10 protein-coding genes are annotated in these 16199 nt (G+C 67.7%); 6 read left to right on the top strand and 4 right to left on the bottom strand.

Features of this window, described 5'->3' with window-relative positions; translation table 11 throughout:
* Window positions 1–22: 22 nt before the first annotated feature.
* Window positions 23–4003: an Ig-like domain-containing protein gene (locus MRBLWH11_RS00690; RefSeq protein ID WP_341946340.1), complete on the bottom strand. Its 3981-nt coding sequence runs from the start codon at window positions 4001–4003 to the stop codon at window positions 23–25.
* Between the two features lie 194 nt (window positions 4004–4197).
* Window positions 4198–5082, bottom strand: coding sequence for a LysR family transcriptional regulator (locus tag MRBLWH11_RS00685; protein WP_341946339.1), 885 nt, complete (start codon window positions 5080–5082; stop codon window positions 4198–4200).
* A 95-nt stretch (window positions 5083–5177) separates the two neighbouring features.
* Between MRBLWH11_RS00685 and MRBLWH11_RS00680 the strand changes: the two genes are divergently transcribed.
* Window positions 5178–6173 (top strand): nitrilase family protein, encoded by a 996-nt coding sequence (locus MRBLWH11_RS00680; RefSeq protein WP_341946338.1) that lies wholly within the window; start codon window positions 5178–5180, stop codon window positions 6171–6173.
* Between the two features lie 35 nt (window positions 6174–6208).
* On the opposite strand, the gene MRBLWH11_RS00675 is transcribed toward MRBLWH11_RS00680, so the two are convergent.
* Window positions 6209–7213, bottom strand: a complete 1005-nt coding sequence (locus tag MRBLWH11_RS00675) for a LacI family DNA-binding transcriptional regulator (protein WP_341946337.1) — start codon at window positions 7211–7213, stop codon at window positions 6209–6211.
* A 108-nt stretch (window positions 7214–7321) separates the two neighbouring features.
* On the opposite strand from MRBLWH11_RS00675, the gene MRBLWH11_RS00670 reads away from it, so the two are divergent.
* The 4 genes from MRBLWH11_RS00670 to MRBLWH11_RS00655 are packed head-to-tail and all read left to right on the top strand — an operon-like array spanning window position 7322 to window position 12355.
* Window positions 7322–9193: a beta-L-arabinofuranosidase domain-containing protein gene (locus MRBLWH11_RS00670; RefSeq protein ID WP_341946336.1), complete on the top strand. Its 1872-nt coding sequence runs from the start codon at window positions 7322–7324 to the stop codon at window positions 9191–9193.
* Window positions 9194–9250: 57 nt separating this feature from the next.
* Window positions 9251–10531, top strand: a complete 1281-nt coding sequence (locus MRBLWH11_RS00665; RefSeq protein WP_341946335.1) for a sugar ABC transporter substrate-binding protein — start codon at window positions 9251–9253, stop codon at window positions 10529–10531.
* A gap of 55 nt (window positions 10532–10586) precedes the next feature.
* Entirely contained in the window at window positions 10587–11510 is a 924-nt protein-coding gene (locus MRBLWH11_RS00660) for a sugar ABC transporter permease (RefSeq protein ID WP_341946334.1), read from the top strand.
* A complete protein-coding gene (locus MRBLWH11_RS00655) occupies window positions 11507–12355 on the top strand; it encodes a carbohydrate ABC transporter permease (protein WP_341946333.1) in 849 nt (282 codons plus the stop codon). The genes MRBLWH11_RS00660 and MRBLWH11_RS00655 overlap by 4 nt, the downstream gene beginning before the upstream one ends.
* A gap of 32 nt (window positions 12356–12387) precedes the next feature.
* Here MRBLWH11_RS00655 and MRBLWH11_RS00650 read toward each other — a convergent pair whose 3' ends face one another.
* Window positions 12388–13542, bottom strand: a complete 1155-nt coding sequence (locus MRBLWH11_RS00650; protein WP_116634276.1) for an ROK family transcriptional regulator — start codon at window positions 13540–13542, stop codon at window positions 12388–12390.
* A 127-nt stretch (window positions 13543–13669) separates the two neighbouring features.
* Here MRBLWH11_RS00650 and MRBLWH11_RS00645 point away from each other — a divergent pair, with 127 nt between their 5' ends.
* Entirely contained in the window at window positions 13670–16168 is a 2499-nt protein-coding gene (locus tag MRBLWH11_RS00645) for a glycoside hydrolase family 2 protein (protein WP_341946332.1), read from the top strand.
* Window positions 16169–16199: the final 31 nt, after the last annotated feature.

Below are 16199 nucleotides of genomic sequence, written 5' to 3'. Positions count from 1 at the left end.
TGCGACCGCCCCTTCCGTCGGATCAGACGCGCGACCGTCGACGCAGGACGAACGCCGTGCCCAGGATGAGCAGCACCGCCGCGAGCGCTCCGGCGGCCCAGCCGACAGAGCCGCCCGTGAGCGCGAGACCGCCGCCGGATGCGGAAGGCCCGGTCGGGTTCCCGGGCCCGCTCGGGCCGCCCGGCTCTCCGGGCTCTCCGGGTTCCGACGAGCCCACCGTCGGGGCGAGCAGCAGCCCGTTGCCCTCGACGTAATGGAAGACGTTCAGGTAGCCCTCCGAGGCGATCGTGTTCGCCGCGTCCGCATCGACCCGGCTCCACACCGTGACGCCGTCGACGCGCAGCACCAGCCGGGAACCGGCGGTGGCCTCGGCTCCGGCGGCGACGACGCCGAACTCGATGGTGTGGGGCGTGCCGGCCGAGATCGTCGAGTTCGGGATGACGTCGATCATCGTCTGGCCCGGCTTCCAGCTCTGGAACTCGATGACGTCCTCCTTGATGACGACCAGGTATCCCTTGTTCCCGTCGACCCACGGGGGATCGCCGGGACGGTCGGAGCGCACCGCGAAACCGAACCAGCCGTCCTCGAAGGCGTCGACGGTGGCATCGAACCTGAGGAGCCCGTCGCCGAACGTCTCCGCCGCGTAGCCGACCACACCCTCGGCGGTCACCGAGACGCCCGCGTCGCCCACCGAGACGGCCTCCGACGCCGGCCATCCCTCCGCATCGGTGAGTCGATCGCCGAGATCGATCACGGCGTACTCCGGATCGGTGACGGACACGGTCGCGGCAGCCGTGACCGAGGGGTTCACCACGGAGGTCGCCGTGATCACCACTTCTCCGGCGGCGACGCCGGCGACGGTCCCGTCCTCCGCCACCGAGGCGATGGCCGGGTCGGCGCTCGTCCAGGTGACATCGGCACGCGCATCCGGCGGGGTGACGGACGCGGTGAGGGTGAGGCGCTCGCCCGCCGCCAGCCCGACCGACTCGTGCGAGAGGGTCAGGCCCGTCACTTCCACGGGAACGAGCGACAGGCGCACGTCGTCGAACTCGACGTGTGCGAGATCCTGCACGTAGAACCCGACCTTCCCGCGTACCTCGGGCGCCGGGTTCTCGCCGTCGATCACGAGTTCGCCATCGACGCTGACTCGGATCCCGGATGCCGTCACCACCAGCTCGATGTCGTAGACGGTGTCGGGAGCGAGGCCCTCGCCCGCAGGCAGCACGACGGATTCGACCGTTCCCCACGCGCCGTCGAAGATGATCCACTCCGAACCGGCGGCGAGGTGCTGATAGCGCACGTATCCCGCGGTGGTCGCTCCGCTGCGGTCGTAGATCAGCATCTGCCCGCCCTCGGTGAGCTCCTCCGGGGTGCGCATCTGGAACTGGAGCACGTATTCGCCGAACTGACGATCCAGCTGTCCGTTCGCCCCTCCGCGCACGCGGTACCAGTGGTCGCCGCTCTCGTCCTCGACGAGCGTGAGGTTGCCGTCGACCGGCCACCCGTTGCCGCCGGATTCGAAGTCGGTGAAGTGCAGCACGCCGTCTCCGTCGAGCACGACCACGACCATCTGATCGGTGAGGCCGGGGTCGGCGACCGAGGTCGCCGTGACCGTCACCGAGCCGGGAGCGAGAGCGGTGAGCACGCCACCGGCATCGATGGACGCCACCGCCGGGTCGCTGCTCGTGTAGGTCACCGAGGTGTCGTCCGCATTCCACGGCACCGCCTCGGCCGCGAGGGACAGGGATTGGCCGAGGGGCACGGCCGCCTCATCGGCGGGGAGGTGGATCGACTGGAGCGGGATGGAGTCGATGCCGTCGCTGACACCGACCGAACCCTGCAGGCCGATCTGCTCGAACGGGATGGCGGCGAAGCCGGGCACCGCGTCGAAGACGGCTGCATCCTCGGCGAGCCGGAAGTCCTCCCCCTGCCAGTCCACGAAACCGGGATCGGAGTCGGTCACCCAGTTGTCCGCGTAGCTCATGAGCTCCACGACATCACGGGCGCCATGCGCGTTGACATCACCGCTGCGAGGCATCGTCGGGTTCCAGGTGACGTTGCGCTCGAAGACGTTGTGCGCGGGGAAGTGATGGTCCTCCTCGAAGAACGTCAGCAGCTCGGGGTGCTGCGCGGCGTACGGAGTGTCGACGAATCCGTTGTTCTCCTCGAACAGCTCGATCCATCCCGGCATGTAGTCGGTGTCGACCTTGTTGCCCGGTTCGTCCCCCATCCACATCTCGTAGTTGTTGTAGGGGATGTGCGTGTCGACGAAGACGTTGTTCCTGGCGGTGATGTAGTCGCCCGAGCCGTTCTTGATCGCGTCGTTGCCCATCCGGTAGAACACGTTCTCCTCGATGAGGAGATCGCGGGTGAGGTTGTCGGGATAGATGCCCTCCACTCCCAGGCGGCCGATTCCGGTGTCATGGAAGTAGTTCCTCGAGATGACCGTGCCGCGCTGCTGGGGAGTGGCGCCGGCGTTCATGTAGATCGCGCCGAGATCCTGGAACAGCTTGCATATATCGTAGATCTCGTTGTACTCGATCAGATGATTGTTGCCGTGCACGATGATCCCGGGGTGAGGCGCATCGTGGATCTCGTTCCCGCGCCCGATGTTGCCGACCCCGACGAACATCAGCGCCGGGTTGTAGGCCTTGTGGTAGTAGGCGAAGTCGTGGATGTGCGAGTTCTCCACCCGGATGTTGCCGGGCGTCAGCGTCTCGGCATCGCCGCCCTGGAGCACGGCGGCCACTCCGCCGATGTGGCGCAGCTCGGATGACACGATCGCGTGATCGACGCCGCCTCGGTTCACCGGGATCTCGTCGTAGGTGTAGCGACCCGGGGTGTTGAACAGCACGCCGCCGTCGGCGAAGTTCTGGATGTCGCTGTTCGTGATCTGCACATCGGCTCCGCCGAGGATGACGGCTGCCGTCGCGCGTCCGTATTCGAGGACGAGCTCGTCGAAGCGCACGTGCGATGTCTCATCGGTCCAGATCATCGGCTCGTCGAGCATCGTGACCGTGGCTTCGGCGTCCGTGGTCGAGAACGCGGCGTTCGGCAGGTGATAGAGGATGCCGGCATCGCGGTCGATGTAGTACTCGCCGGGGGCATCCAGCTCTTCGAGGAGGTTCTCCGCGAAATGGAAGTCCTCGAACCACGTCTTCATGAGGCCCGACATCTCGCCGTAGGCGAGGCTGATCGTCTTGGCTTCGGTGTCGATCGATTCGATGCGGTTGTACGACCACTCCCAGCTGTATCCGAAGATCCCGTCGAGCCAGATGTCCTCGGCTTCCGTCCAATACTGCGGGCGGTCGTAGGTGTACGTGAAGGTGCCGCCGCGCTCCTGGAGGTCCGCGTCGCCCTGCACCGGGCCGGCATCGAGGATCTCGCCCATCTGCACGGTGTCCGTGTTGGGCCAGCGCGCGAGCGTCTGGCCCTCTCCGCCGACGTAGAGCTCCATGGGCGGCGTCTCGCTGACGTCGTTGGCCTTCCAGTATCCGTGGCGGCTGACCTGGCCGTAATCCGTGATGCCGAGCGCTCCGAGGTCGAGCTGGAGGACGCGGCTGTGGGCGGAGTCGTCGATGATCCGGTCGAGCACCGCGGGATCGTCCACGGGCACGAAGGCGTTCTTGTCGAGCTCGACGCCCCCTGTCAGACGCGCGGTCTCGCCCGGGTAGGAGCGGTACGTGATCGGGGCATCAGCGGTCCCCGAGTCCTCCGCGGTGAGTTCGAACGACTCGGAGCGTGGATACGAGCCGCCGCGGAGGTAGACGGTCGCGCCTTCGTCGAGGCCGTTCGCCGCACGCTCGACTCGAAGCGCGTCGCGCGCGGCCTCGAGTGACTTGAGCGGCGCATCCTCCGTGCCGGCGGCGGAGTCATCGCCGTCGGGGGAGACGTAGACCTCGAAGGGACCGGCCGCAGATGCGGGTTGCGCGCCTGCGGGTGCCAGGGCGAGGCCGACGGCCAGAAGGAAGGCGGTGCAGAGGGCGATGGGCATGCGCTTCATTGCGTCGTTTCTCCTCGGTGAGTTCGGCACGCGCTGCGCGGGCAGCTGCGGACCATGCGTGAGATCCGACAATAATCGATAATCGAGAAAACGAAAAGGGGTAAGACGCACCACCCGGAGGAGCTCACGGATCAGGCTCTCGTCGCCGTGACGCTGCGAGGCGAGCGGAGCGCCGAGGTCGTCGTCCGACCGCGTCAGGCCTCGACGGGGGGCAGCGTCGCGAGAGCGTCGAGGAACGAGCGGACGACCGGCGTCTCGTTCCGCGGGTTCCAGACCACTCCGACCTTCCAGGAGGCGCTCGCCCCGCGCAGGCGCCGCATGCCCACGTGCCGGGGCGCGATGTTGCGCGCGCTCTCCGGCACGATCCCGATGCCGATTCCTGCGGCGACCAGCGCGAGGACCGTCTGGAGGTCGTCGGCCTCTTGGACGATGGTCGGCTGGGCTCCGACATCCGCGACATAGCGGGCGGCCTGCGCAGCGAGTCCCGGGCCGCGGCCGACGGACAGCCGGACGAGCGGATGCTCGTCGAGCCAGTGCGGAAGCGCCGTGTCGTCTGCGGGAGGCACCCAGTGGGCGGGATGAGCGATCGCCAGATGATCCGAGAGGACGGAGACGGCCCGGAGGTCGCGCGGAACCGGAAGACGGGTGAACCCGATATCCAGCTCCTCACGTCGTACACCGTCGACCTGAGCCGATGACGACATGTCCTCCAAGCGCACGGAGACCCCGGGGGAGCTCACGCGGAAGGCCGCGACCGCCCGGGGTGCGACCCCGATGCTGGAGAGCCCGAAGCCGATGGTGAGATGACCCTCTTCTCCGTCGCCGACGCGCTTCGCCCGTGCCTCGAAACGAGTGGCGAGGTCGACGATCGCGCGGGCCTCGCCCACAAGTTCTGCGCCCGCGGCGGTGAGCACGGCGCCGTGACGCCCGCGGTGGAACAGGGGTGTTCCCACCAGGGATTCGAGCTGCTGGATCTGCTTGGTGAACGCGGGTTGGGTGATGGAGAGTGCTGTCGCGGCTTCGCTGAAGGTCTGCCGATCGGCGGCCTCGACGAACGCGCGCAGCAATCGGATATCCATTCCCAGAGGATATATTTGATTAGTGAGAATTCATTGGATGTCATGCAATGAATCGAGTTGAGTGGAAGCAGTCCTCGACGAAGGGAAGAGACCCGATGACCGCATCCGCAGCCGACCTCCGCGTGTCCGTGGTGCAGTTCGAAGCCGCTCCGGCGGACAAGGCCGGCAACCTCGCGACGGTGCGGCGCCTCGCCATGTCTGCGGCCGAGGACGGATCGCGCCTGGTCGTGTTCCCGGAGATGTGCCTGGTGGCGTATTGGCACCTCACCACGTCGACCACCGAGCGCCTGCGTGAACTCGCAGAGCCGGCTGATGGGCCGCTGGTCCGGGCCCTGAAGGAGATCGCCGCTGACCTCGGCGTGGGCATCGGGGCGGGCTTCCTGGAGTCCGACGGCGACGAGCTGTTCAACTCCTACGCCGTCTGCTTCCCCGACGGCACCGTACACATCCATCGCAAGCTCCACGCCTTCGAGCACGAGGCGATCTCGAGCGGCAGCGACTACACGGTGTTCGACACGCCCTGGGGCGTGCGCATGGCGATCCTGATCTGCTGGGACAACAACCTCGTCGAGAACGTGCGAGCGGTCGCGCTGCTCGGAGCAACGGTGCTCATCGCTCCCCACCAGACCGGCGGCACGAGCTCGCGCAGCCCGCACGGCATGAAGGTGATTCCGTCCGAGCTCTGGCGCGACCGGTTCGAGAACCCCGAGGCTCTGCGGGAGGCGGTCGACGGTCCGAACGGGCGAGGCTGGCTCCTGCGCTGGCTCCCTGCCCGCGCACACGACAACGGGATCTTCCTGCTCTTCAGCAACGGCATCGGCCCTGACGACGACGAGATCCGCACGGGGAACGCGATGATCCTCGACCCGTACGGGCGGATCGTCGCCGAGACGCCCGTCGCCGACGAAGCGGTGGTGACCGCCGACCTCGACATGGATCTCCTTCCGCTGTCGACCGGTCGCCGGTGGCTCCTGGGCCGCCGCCCGGAGCTCTACGGCGTCCTCACGCAGCGCTCCGGTCTGGAACGCGACGCGCGCACCGCGCGCCACTCCGATGTCCCCGTCCCGGACGACTTCCGGATCGAGGGCTGACCGGGCCGTGTCGACGCCGGCAGACCGACCCGCGATCAGGCCGTCGCACGCACGACGACGCGGTGGTCGGCGATCTCGGACGTCGGGCCGCTGATCTCTCCGGAGATGCGTGAGAGCAGGAGCTCGACGGCGCGTTCGGCGACCCAGTTCAATCCCGAGTCGACGGTCGTGAGTGCGGGACTCGCGAACTGCGCCTCCTCGACGTTGTCGAAGCCGATCACCGCGACCTCGGCGGGTACGGCGATTCCTCTCGTGAGCAACGCGCTCAATGCGCCCAGGGCAAGTGCGTCGTTCAGTCCGAAGACGGCGTCGAACTCGACTCCGGCGTCGAGCAGCCCCTGAACCGCGGCGGCTCCGGATGCGCGCGTCCACGGAATCGGTCCGGTGAGCAGGTCGGCGTCCATGCTGATGCCGTGCTCGCGGAGGGCGGCGCGAAAGCCCTGGGAGCGCAAGGACGCCGCGGCCGGGGCCTCGCTCTCCTCGCCGCCCAGGCCGACGATCCGTCGTCTTCCCGAGGCGATCAGGTGCGAGGTCGCATCGTACGCACCTCGCTCGTTGTCCACGGTCACGAAATCGAACCGGCGGGAGTCGGCACGGTCGCCGATGAGCACGATCGGCACGTCGACGGTCGCAGCGGCGATGTCGTCGGCTCCCAGGGCGAGGGGGCCGAAGATGATGCCGTCCACGGCTCGCCCATTGCCGCCGCTGAGCACGTCGAGCTCGTGCTCGCGGTCTCCGCCCGTGACCTCGACCAGGACGTTCACACTCCGTCGCTGAGCGGCGGCGACCACCGCCTGGGCGAACTCGGAGAAATACGGATGGGCGAGTTCGGGGATGGCGAGACCGATGGCGCCGGTGCGCCCCGAGCTGAGGTTCCGAGCCGAGATGTTCACCTTGTAGTTGAGCTGCTGCACGGCGTCGGCGATCCGTGTCTTCGTCTCGTCCCGCAGATAGCGGTAGCCGTTGAAGTAGTTGGAGACGGTCTTCTTCGATACGCCGGCGAGGCGGGCGACATCTGCCATCGTCGGTGAGCTGCTCATGGATCCCACTTTCCTGCGTAGCGCTGTTGCGAGTCTAGTACATCGGTGTACTATCCCTCTTAGTGCACCGGTGTACTATCGCACTCCATCCGCTCAACGAGGAGAACCATGGTCCGCGTCTCTGACTCGCCCGTCACCCCCGCAGCTCCGGCGCGGGCAACCGCCCTTCGCCCCGTCGATCTGCGCCGCGTGCAGCTGGACGAGGGCTTCCTCGGGGACTGGCAGCGTGTGAACCGCGACGGGACAATCCCGCACGTGATCGAGCGTCTCGAGTCGACCGGCGTGCTCGACAACCTGCGCCGTCTGGTGGGGGAGAGCGACGCATCCTTCCGCGGCCCTCTTTTCGCGGATTCCGACCTGTACAAGGCGCTCGAGGCGATCGGCTGGGAGGCGACCCGCGGTGAGGTGACCGAGTTCCTCCCGTTCGTCGATGAGTCCGTCCGACTCCTCGCAGCGGTGCAGGAAGACGACGGCTACCTCGACAGCTATTACCAGGGCCCGCATGCGGGGGAGCGGTTCACCGATCTGTCGCAGGGGCACGAGATGTACAAGCTCGGCCACCTCGTCCAGGCGGCCGTCGCGTGGGCGCACGCCGGCCGGACCGATCTCCTCGAGATCGCCCTCCGCTATGTCGAACTCGTGCACGAGACCTTCGGTGCGGGTGGGCGCAACGACATCGACGGGCACCCCGAGATCGAGACGGCGCTCGTCGAGCTCTCCCGGCTCACCGGCGACCCGCGTCACCGTGAGCTGGCGAAGCGGATGCTCGACCTGCGGGGATACCGCACCATAGGCGAGGGTCAGTTCGGCGGCGCGTACTACCAGGACTACACGCCGGTCAAGGAGTCCCGTGAGGCGACGGGACACGCGGTCCGTCAGCTGTATCTGCTCGCTGGGGCGACGGATGTCGAGCTCGATGACGCGGATGCCGGGTATCGGCCGGCGCTGTATGCGCTCTGGACCAGCGTGCATGCGCACAAGATGTACGTCACGGGCGGCCTGGGCTCGCGCCACCGTGGGGAGTCGTTCGGAGACCCGTACGAACTGCCCGCCGACCGCGCCTATTCGGAGACGTGCGCGGCCATCGCGAACCTCCAGTGGAACTGGCGGATGCTGCTGCTGGACGGCGACACGAAGTACGCGGACGAGATGGAGCGCGGTCTCTACAACGCCATCGCGGTATCGACCGCGATCGACGGGAAGTCCTACTTCTACTCCAATCCCCTGCAGCTGCGCAGCGGGCATACGCACGAGGAGGATGCCCCGTCGACCCGCCTCGACTGGTACTTCTGCGCCTGCTGCCCGCCCAACCTGGCGCGTCTGCTCTCCTCCATCAGCGCCTACCTGCTCACGGAATCCGATGACGCCGTGCAGTTCCACCTCTACGCGGCCGGACGCTACGAGATCGGCGACGGGGTCACGGCCCAGGTCTCGACGTCCTTCCCGTGGGACGCGAGCATCGAGATCGCCTTCGACGTACCCACCGTCCGCACCACGCAGCTGCGCATCCCCGCGTGGGCGCAGAGTGCGACGATCTCCGTCGACGGGGAGCCGACCACATCGGTCGAAGCCGGCTACGCGAACGTGCCCGCGGGAGTGCGAGCGATCGCGTTGAACCTGCCCGTCGAGCCCGTGTTCGAGCGGGCGCATCCTTGGGTCGACGGTGCGCGGGGAGCGCTGGCGCTGCGCCGCGGACCGGTGCTGTACTGCATCGAGGAGGCGGATCTCGCCGACGGTGTCCGGCTCGAGGACGTCGTCATCCCCGCTCAGCCCGTCGCGGAAGAGGCCGGATACGACGCCGCCCTCCGCGCTCCCGCGCTGACGATCTCCGGAGGTCGCCGCCGAGCTGTGGACCGCGACCTCTACTCGGCGGAAGCGTCGGCGTCCACGACCGAACTCGGCGACGTCCGAGCCATCCCCTACTTCCGGTGGGCGAACCGCGCCCCCGGAGCCATGCGTGTGTGGGTGCCGACGGTCTGACACTTCCCACGCGGCCGTTCGACGGCCACCCTTCACCACAGAGAGAGGAACCACGCAATGAGGCGTCACATCAAGCCTTTCATCGCCTTGGCCGCCGTGTCGGCCATCGGCATCGGCCTGACCGGGTGCTCGACATCGGCGACAGGAGGATCCGACGGCGGCGGCACCGTCACCATGTGGGTGCGTGACTCGCAGTCCCGATTCATGCAGCAGCTCGCCGACGCGTTCAACGAGAGCCACGACACCCAGGTGGAGATCACCCTGATCACCTCGGGCGACTACGTGCAGAAGTTCGGCACCGCCGCCGCCGGTGGCGACGCGCCTGACATCGCGTCGATCGACCTCGTGTACGTGCCCTACTTCGCATCCGTCGGCGCGCTCAGCGACATCAGCGAGCAGTGGAACGGGCTCGAGTACAAGGACGACATGAGTCCCGGCCACGTCGCGCAGGGCGTCTACGAGGACGGCGTTTACTCGGTGCCGTTCACGGCCGACGTCTCGGCGATGTTCTACAACAAGGACCTCTTCGCCGCCGCCGGCCTCGACCCCGAAGCGCCGCCCACGACCATGGCCGAGGTGCAGGCTGCGGCCGAAGCCATCACCGCGACGGGCGACGGCAACTACGGATTCGCCTTCTCGGGCGCCTGTGGCGGATGCAACATCTTCTCGATGGGGCCGTACGTGTGGGCGCAGGACGGCGATGTGCTCTCCGCGGACGGTGCCGACGCCAAGTTCGACAGCTCCGAGGTCACCTCGACCCTCGAGCTCTACCGTGACATGTGGGACGCGGGCGCCATGCCAGCGCTCCTGCAGTCCGACGGTGGATCCAACGCCGGCGACGCCTTCAATCAGGGCAAGGTCGGCATCTACAACTGGGGCACGTTCTTCCTCAGCTCGCTCGAAGAAGAGGCCGACTTCGATTGGGGCGTCGCGCCGATCCCGGGTGTCGAAAAAGGGGACATCGGCTCGTTCGCGGGCGGTGACAACCTCGCCATCCCCGCGGGCGCGAAGAACGCCGAGGGCGCCTGGGAGTTCTTGGAGTGGGCGACCGGTGAGGATGCTCAGGCGATCATCGCGGAGAACGGTGTGATGCCGACGCGCCTCGATCTGCTGGAAGACCTCTACATCTCGCAGGACCCGCGGTTCCAGGTGTTCGCGGATGCCCTCGAAGTCGGGCGCGTTCCGTACAGCGTGATCGAGAACGAGATCATCAACGACCCGAATGGCGTCTGGTCGACCATGATCCAGGAGTCCGTGTTCGGTCCTGGCAGCGTCGCCGATGCTCAGGCGAAAGCCCAGGAGGCCGCGCAGGCTCTCCTCGACGACGCCAACAGCTGACACCCCTTCGCCGGGGCGGCCGCTGTCGGCCGCCCCGGCCTTTCCGGAGAGACACATGACTGCACTCCCGCAAGCCGCCCCACCGACGCGCATCCGCACGGACCGGATCGCCCGACGCCGCGGTCGGCTCGGCCTCGTGCTCAGCCTTCCGGCTTTCGTCCTCCTCGCCCTCTTCTTCGTCTGGCCGCTCATCCGCACCGTCGTGATGTCCTTGCACGACTGGCCTCTGCTCGGCGTTCCCGAGTTCACCGGAGTGGAGAACTACGTCAAGGCGTTCCAGGATGCCGGCTTCCTCCGCGCCGCCGGCTTCACGCTGCTCTACACCGTCGTCACGACGCCGATCCTCATCGTCCTGGCCTTCCTCCTCGCCTTCCTCGTGCGCGGCGGGACGCGAGCGCATCGCTTCTTCCAGACCATCTACTTCCTACCGGTCGTGATCGGGCTCGCCTCCGGGAGCTACATCTGGCTGTTCATGTGGCAGTCCGACATCGGACCGACGACGGTCCTGCTCGGCGACCTCGGGCTCATCGACCCCACCCGCAACTTCTTCGCCGAGTTCGGCTCCGCCTTCGCCATCGTCGTCGCGATGGTGACCTGGAAGGTTGTCGGGCTGCAGATGCTCCTCGTGCTCGCCGGGATCCAGGGAGTGCCGGAAGACGTCAACGAGGCCGCCCGCATCGACGGGGCGGGTCCGTGGCAGAGCTTCTGGCACATCACGGTGCCGCTGCTGCGTCCGACGCTCGCGCTGGTGCTGGTGTTCTCCGTCGCCGGGTCCCTGCTCGCGTTCGACCAGTTCTACATCATGACCACCGGTGGGCCTGCCGGATCGACGATCACGGCGGTCTTCGAGATCTACCGCTCGGGCTTCGTGAAGTTCGATGTCGGCTACGCCTCCGCCCTCTCCATCCTGCTCATGCTCGCGCTCGGCGTCGTCAGCGCCGTGCAGATGCTGCTTCTTCGGAACTCGGACAACTCATGACCGCCACACTCTCCTCCACGACCCTCGTCGTGCTGCCCCGTGCCACGCAGCGCCCCCGTCAGCGACAGCGCCTGCTTCCTCGGTTCGCGTGGTGGGTCGTCAGCATCTGCCTCGCGGTGCTGTTCCTCTACCCGATCGGTGTGATGCTGTCGCAGGTCGGGCCCGACGACCTGGCTCAGATCTTCGACTCGAGCCCTGGCCTGAGCGTCTGGCAGAGCGCCGGCAACTCGGCCCTCGTGGCTCTACTGGCCACGGGTGTGGCGGTCGTCGTCAGCACCTGTGCGGGGTACGCGTTCGCCAAGCTGCCGTACCGTGGCAGCACGATCGCGTTCTTCGTGACGCTCGTGACGTTCATGATCCCGTTCCAGGCGATCATCACCCCGCTCTACCTCGTGCTGCGCGACATCGGTCTGCAGAACAACCTCGTGGGGGTCGCCCTGGTGATCGCGACGTTCAACCTGCCGCTCGGCATCTTCCTGATGCGGAACTCTTTCGCGGCGATCCCGTCATCGCTCGAAGAAGCGGCGCAGATCGACGGCGCCACGGCGTTCAGCGCGATGTGGCGGGTCATGCTCCCCGTCGCTCTGCCCGGCGTCGTCTCGACCGCGCTCCTTTCCTTCTTCGGTGCATGGAACGAGTTCTTCGCGGCCCTCATCCTCATCACGGATCAGAAGCTCTACACGCTCCCCGTCAGCATCGGCATCCTGTCGGCCGATGCGAACTTCCAACTCGACTTCGGCCTCATGCAGACGGGCGTCGCCATCACCGTCATCCCCTGCGTGATCGTCTATCTGGTGCTGCAGAAGTACTACGTGGCCGGTCTCCTCAACGGCGCGCTGAAGTAGGACGAGTCGATGGATCGACCGTGAGCAGCGCCCTAGAACCGCAGCAGACTCCTGAGGGCGACGACGGCGCCGGCGCGCGCCCACTCCGTGAACTCGAAGGGCTGCACGTCGAGGGGGACCGGCTGTTCGCTCGGGAGCCGCACGGCCTCGATCGACCGCATCACCTCGCCGCCCGCGATCTCCATCACGGCGAGGCCGTCGCCGGTGAGGACGATCTTCTCCGGGTCGAGACCGTTGATGATCGTCCCGATCATCACACCGAGGGCGCGCGCGGCATCCTCGAATGCGCGCCTGGCCGCCGGGTCGCCTGCTCTGGCGAGCTCGACCGCACCGGGGTAGTCGAGGCCCTCGACGCCGATCGCCGTCACGATGCTCGCGCTCGGAAGATAGGCGCTCGCACAGCCGCGGTGGCCGAGTCCGCAGGGCGGGCCGTTCGAGTCGACGATGAGGTGGTCGAGCTGTCCCGCACGGCCGTTGTGCCCGGTGACGACGCGTCCTTCGATGACCAGTCCGAATCCGATGCCTGCGCCGACGGTGACCAGTGCCAGGGAGTCACAGCCCGCTCCGGCGCCGAACCAGTGCTCCGCGGCGGTGAGCGCTCGGACGTCGTTGTCGGCCGTGACCGGGATGCCGAGCCGCTGCTGGAGGAGCTCGGCCAGCGGCACGTCGTGCCAGCGGAGGAAGAACGAGGCCACGACGATCTGCCGCCCGTCGATCTGAGCGAGATCGCCGGCGAGGCAGACTCCGGCCGCGCGGATATCACGGAAGGTTCGGGAGAAGCGCTCATGGATGCGGACGATCTGGTCGACGGTGTCTTCCACGGAGGTCGAGACGAGGCGCTCCTCGACCTCGGCGACGCTGCGTGCGCGCAGGTCGGTCACGACCGCGAAGACCGAATCACCCGTGAGCTTGATGCCGAGGAGGTGGTGGGTGTCCTCGCGGACGACGAGCATCTCGCTCGGCCGTCCCATCGCCCCACGCAGCGCGATCTCGTCCTCGGCCACGAGCGAGTGCTCCATGAGGACACGAGAGGCGCGCGTCAGACTGGCTCTGGACACATTGATCCGACGTGCGATCTCGGCTCGGGGGAGTGCGCCGTGGATGAGCAGCTCCCGGAGCGCGCCGCGTTCCACGCCGGTCAGGTAGGGCCAGGCATCGAATGCCGAACCGCCTCGTTCGTCGTCCACCTGTCCTGCTTTCGCTCATCGACACCCGGATCATATCCCTCGGGGACACTAACGACTTTGTTACGCTCTGTAATAAAGTAGCAGGCGCACCACCCCTCCCGATTCGGCCCCCGACGCAAGGACGCTCATGGCATTCCGTACCCTCCACGAAGACTGGACCCTCTCGGCTGTGGAGGGGCCTGTTCCCGACGCCGTCCTCGGCATCTCGATCCCTGCCACGGTTCCCGGCTGCGTGCATACCGACCTCCTCGCGGCCGGCGTCATCGCCCCGCCCTTCGACGGAGACAACGAGGCGGAGCAGCAGTGGATCGGGAGCACCGCCTGGCGCTATGAGACCCGATTCGACTGGCACGACGACGGGTCGCATCGCCACGACCTCGTGGCTCACGGTCTCGATACGGTCGCCACCATCGAGCTCAACGGCTCGCTGGTCGGCCGCACCGAGAATCAGCACCGCAGCTATCGCTTCGATGTGCGCCCGCTCCTCATCGACGGCGAGAACACGCTTGCGATCACCTTCGCCTCGCCGGTCGCCGAAGCCGAGGCGCGCAGCGCGGCCCACGGCCCCCGGCCGCACGCCAACCACCACCCGTACAACGCTCTGCGGAAGACGGCATCCAACTTCGGCTGGGACTGGGGCATCGACGTCGCCACCAGCGGCATCTGGAAGGCGATCGGCCTCGACAGCTGGTCGGGCGTGCGCATCGCGTCGGTTCGGCCCCTGGTCGATCTCTCGCACCGCGCCGACGGTGTCGACGGGAGACTGGACGCGCGCGTCGCGCTCGAATGGGCTGACGGCTCAGCGGAGGCCGGCTGGGAGGTCTCGGCATCCGTCGCCGGGGTCTCCGCCACCCAGCACGTCGAGCCGGGAACCTCCGAGATCCGGCTGCAGCTCGACGTTCCCGATGTCCCGCTGTGGTGGCCGATCGGGCATGGCGACCAGCCGCTCCACGACGTCGACGTCCAGGTGGCACACTCGTCCGCCCCGGTCGCGCACTGGTTGTCGCGGATCGGATTCCGCAGCGTGCACGTCGACACGGCGCCCGACGCCGACGGCTCCCCCTTCGTGCTGCGCGTGAACGGCGAGGTCATCCAGGTGCGCGGGGCGAACTGGATCCCCGATCATGCCTTCCTCACCGAGATCGACGCCGACCGCTATCGCCGCAGGGTGCGCGACGCCTCGGAGGCGAACATGAACCTCCTCCGCGTCTGGGGCGGCGGAATCTACGAGTCCGACGACTTCTACGCGGCCTGCGACGAGGCCGGCATCCTGGTGTGGCAGGACTTCCTCTTCGCCTGCGCCGCGTACGCGGAGGAGGAGTGGCTCGCCGTCGAGGTCGAGGCGGAGGTGCGCGAGGCGATCACGCGACTCAGCCCGCACCCCTCTCTGGTCATCTGGAACGGGAACAACGAGAACATCTGGGGCTACCACGACTGGGGCTGGCAGGAGAGGCTCGAGGGCCGCACCTGGGGGCTCGGCTACTACCTCTCGCTCCTCCCGGGACTCGTCGCCGAGCTCGACCCGAGCCGCTTCTACTCGCCCGCGAGCCCGTACTCCTTCGACGAAGCCCTCCATCCCAATGACGACGCTCACGGCACGATGCACATCTGGGACGTGTGGAACACCGTCGACTACTCCGTGTACCGGCACTACCGCCCTCGGTTCGTCTCGGAGTTCGGCTTCCAGGGTCCTCCCGCCTGGTCGACGCTGGTGGATGTCGTGCACGATGAGCCCCTCGAACCCTACGGCGCGCAGATGCTCGTGCATCAGAAGGCGAACGACGGCAACCTGAAGCTCGAGCGCGGCATGCAGGGGCACCTGCCCGAGCCCCGTTCGATCGAGGAGTGGCACTGGGCGACGCAGCTCAATCAGGCCGCCGCCGTGCGGTTCGGCATCGAGCACTTCCGCTCGCTGTCGCCCCGCAACACCGGCGCGATCGTCTGGCAGCTCAACGACAACTGGCCGGTCGTCTCGTGGGCGGCTGTCGACTTCGCCGAGCACCGGAAGCCGCTCTGGTACACACTGCGCGACGTCTACGAGCCGCGGCTCGCGACGTTCCAGCCCCGTGACGAGGGTCTGGCGCTCGTGGTGCTCAACGACTCCGACGAGCCGTGGAACGGCGACATCCGTCTGCAGCGGACGCTCTTCGACGGCACGGTGCTCGCGGAGTCCTCAGCGTCGGCATCCGTCCCCGCCCGGGGAGAGTCGACGGTGGCGATCCCGACGGAGCTCGCCGCCTTCGGCGACAGCTCCCGCGAGATCCTCACCGCACGGCTGGACGGCTTCGCGACGGCGATCCACAATCCGGTCGAGATCCTGGACCAGGCGCTCGACCCGGACCCGCTCGTCGCGGAGATCGGAGAAGCGGATGCCGAGACCGGCGCGGCGACCGTCGTCGTCACCGCGCGCTCCTACGCCCGCGACATCACGCTGCTCGTGGATCGCTTCGACATCGGTGCGCGCGTGGATCGGGGCATGGTGACCCTGCTCGCGGGGGAGCGAGCGGTGTTCCGGGTGACGACCGGGTCCGGGCTCGATCGCTCGGGCCTGCTGGCGGCGGACGTGCTGCGGCACGCCAACTCCCTGCACCGCGGCCGCAGCGTTCTCGACGATCAGGTCGGTTGAGAGGGGCGCGCGGGCGAGAAGCCTTCCGACG

This window comes from Microbacterium sp. LWH11-1.2 (genome assembly GCF_038397745.1).
In the GTDB taxonomy this organism is placed as follows: Bacteria; Actinomycetota; Actinomycetes; order Actinomycetales; family Microbacteriaceae; genus Microbacterium.
Note: the sequence above shows the minus strand (reverse complement) of the source record. Positions and strands in the feature narration are given on the sequence as shown.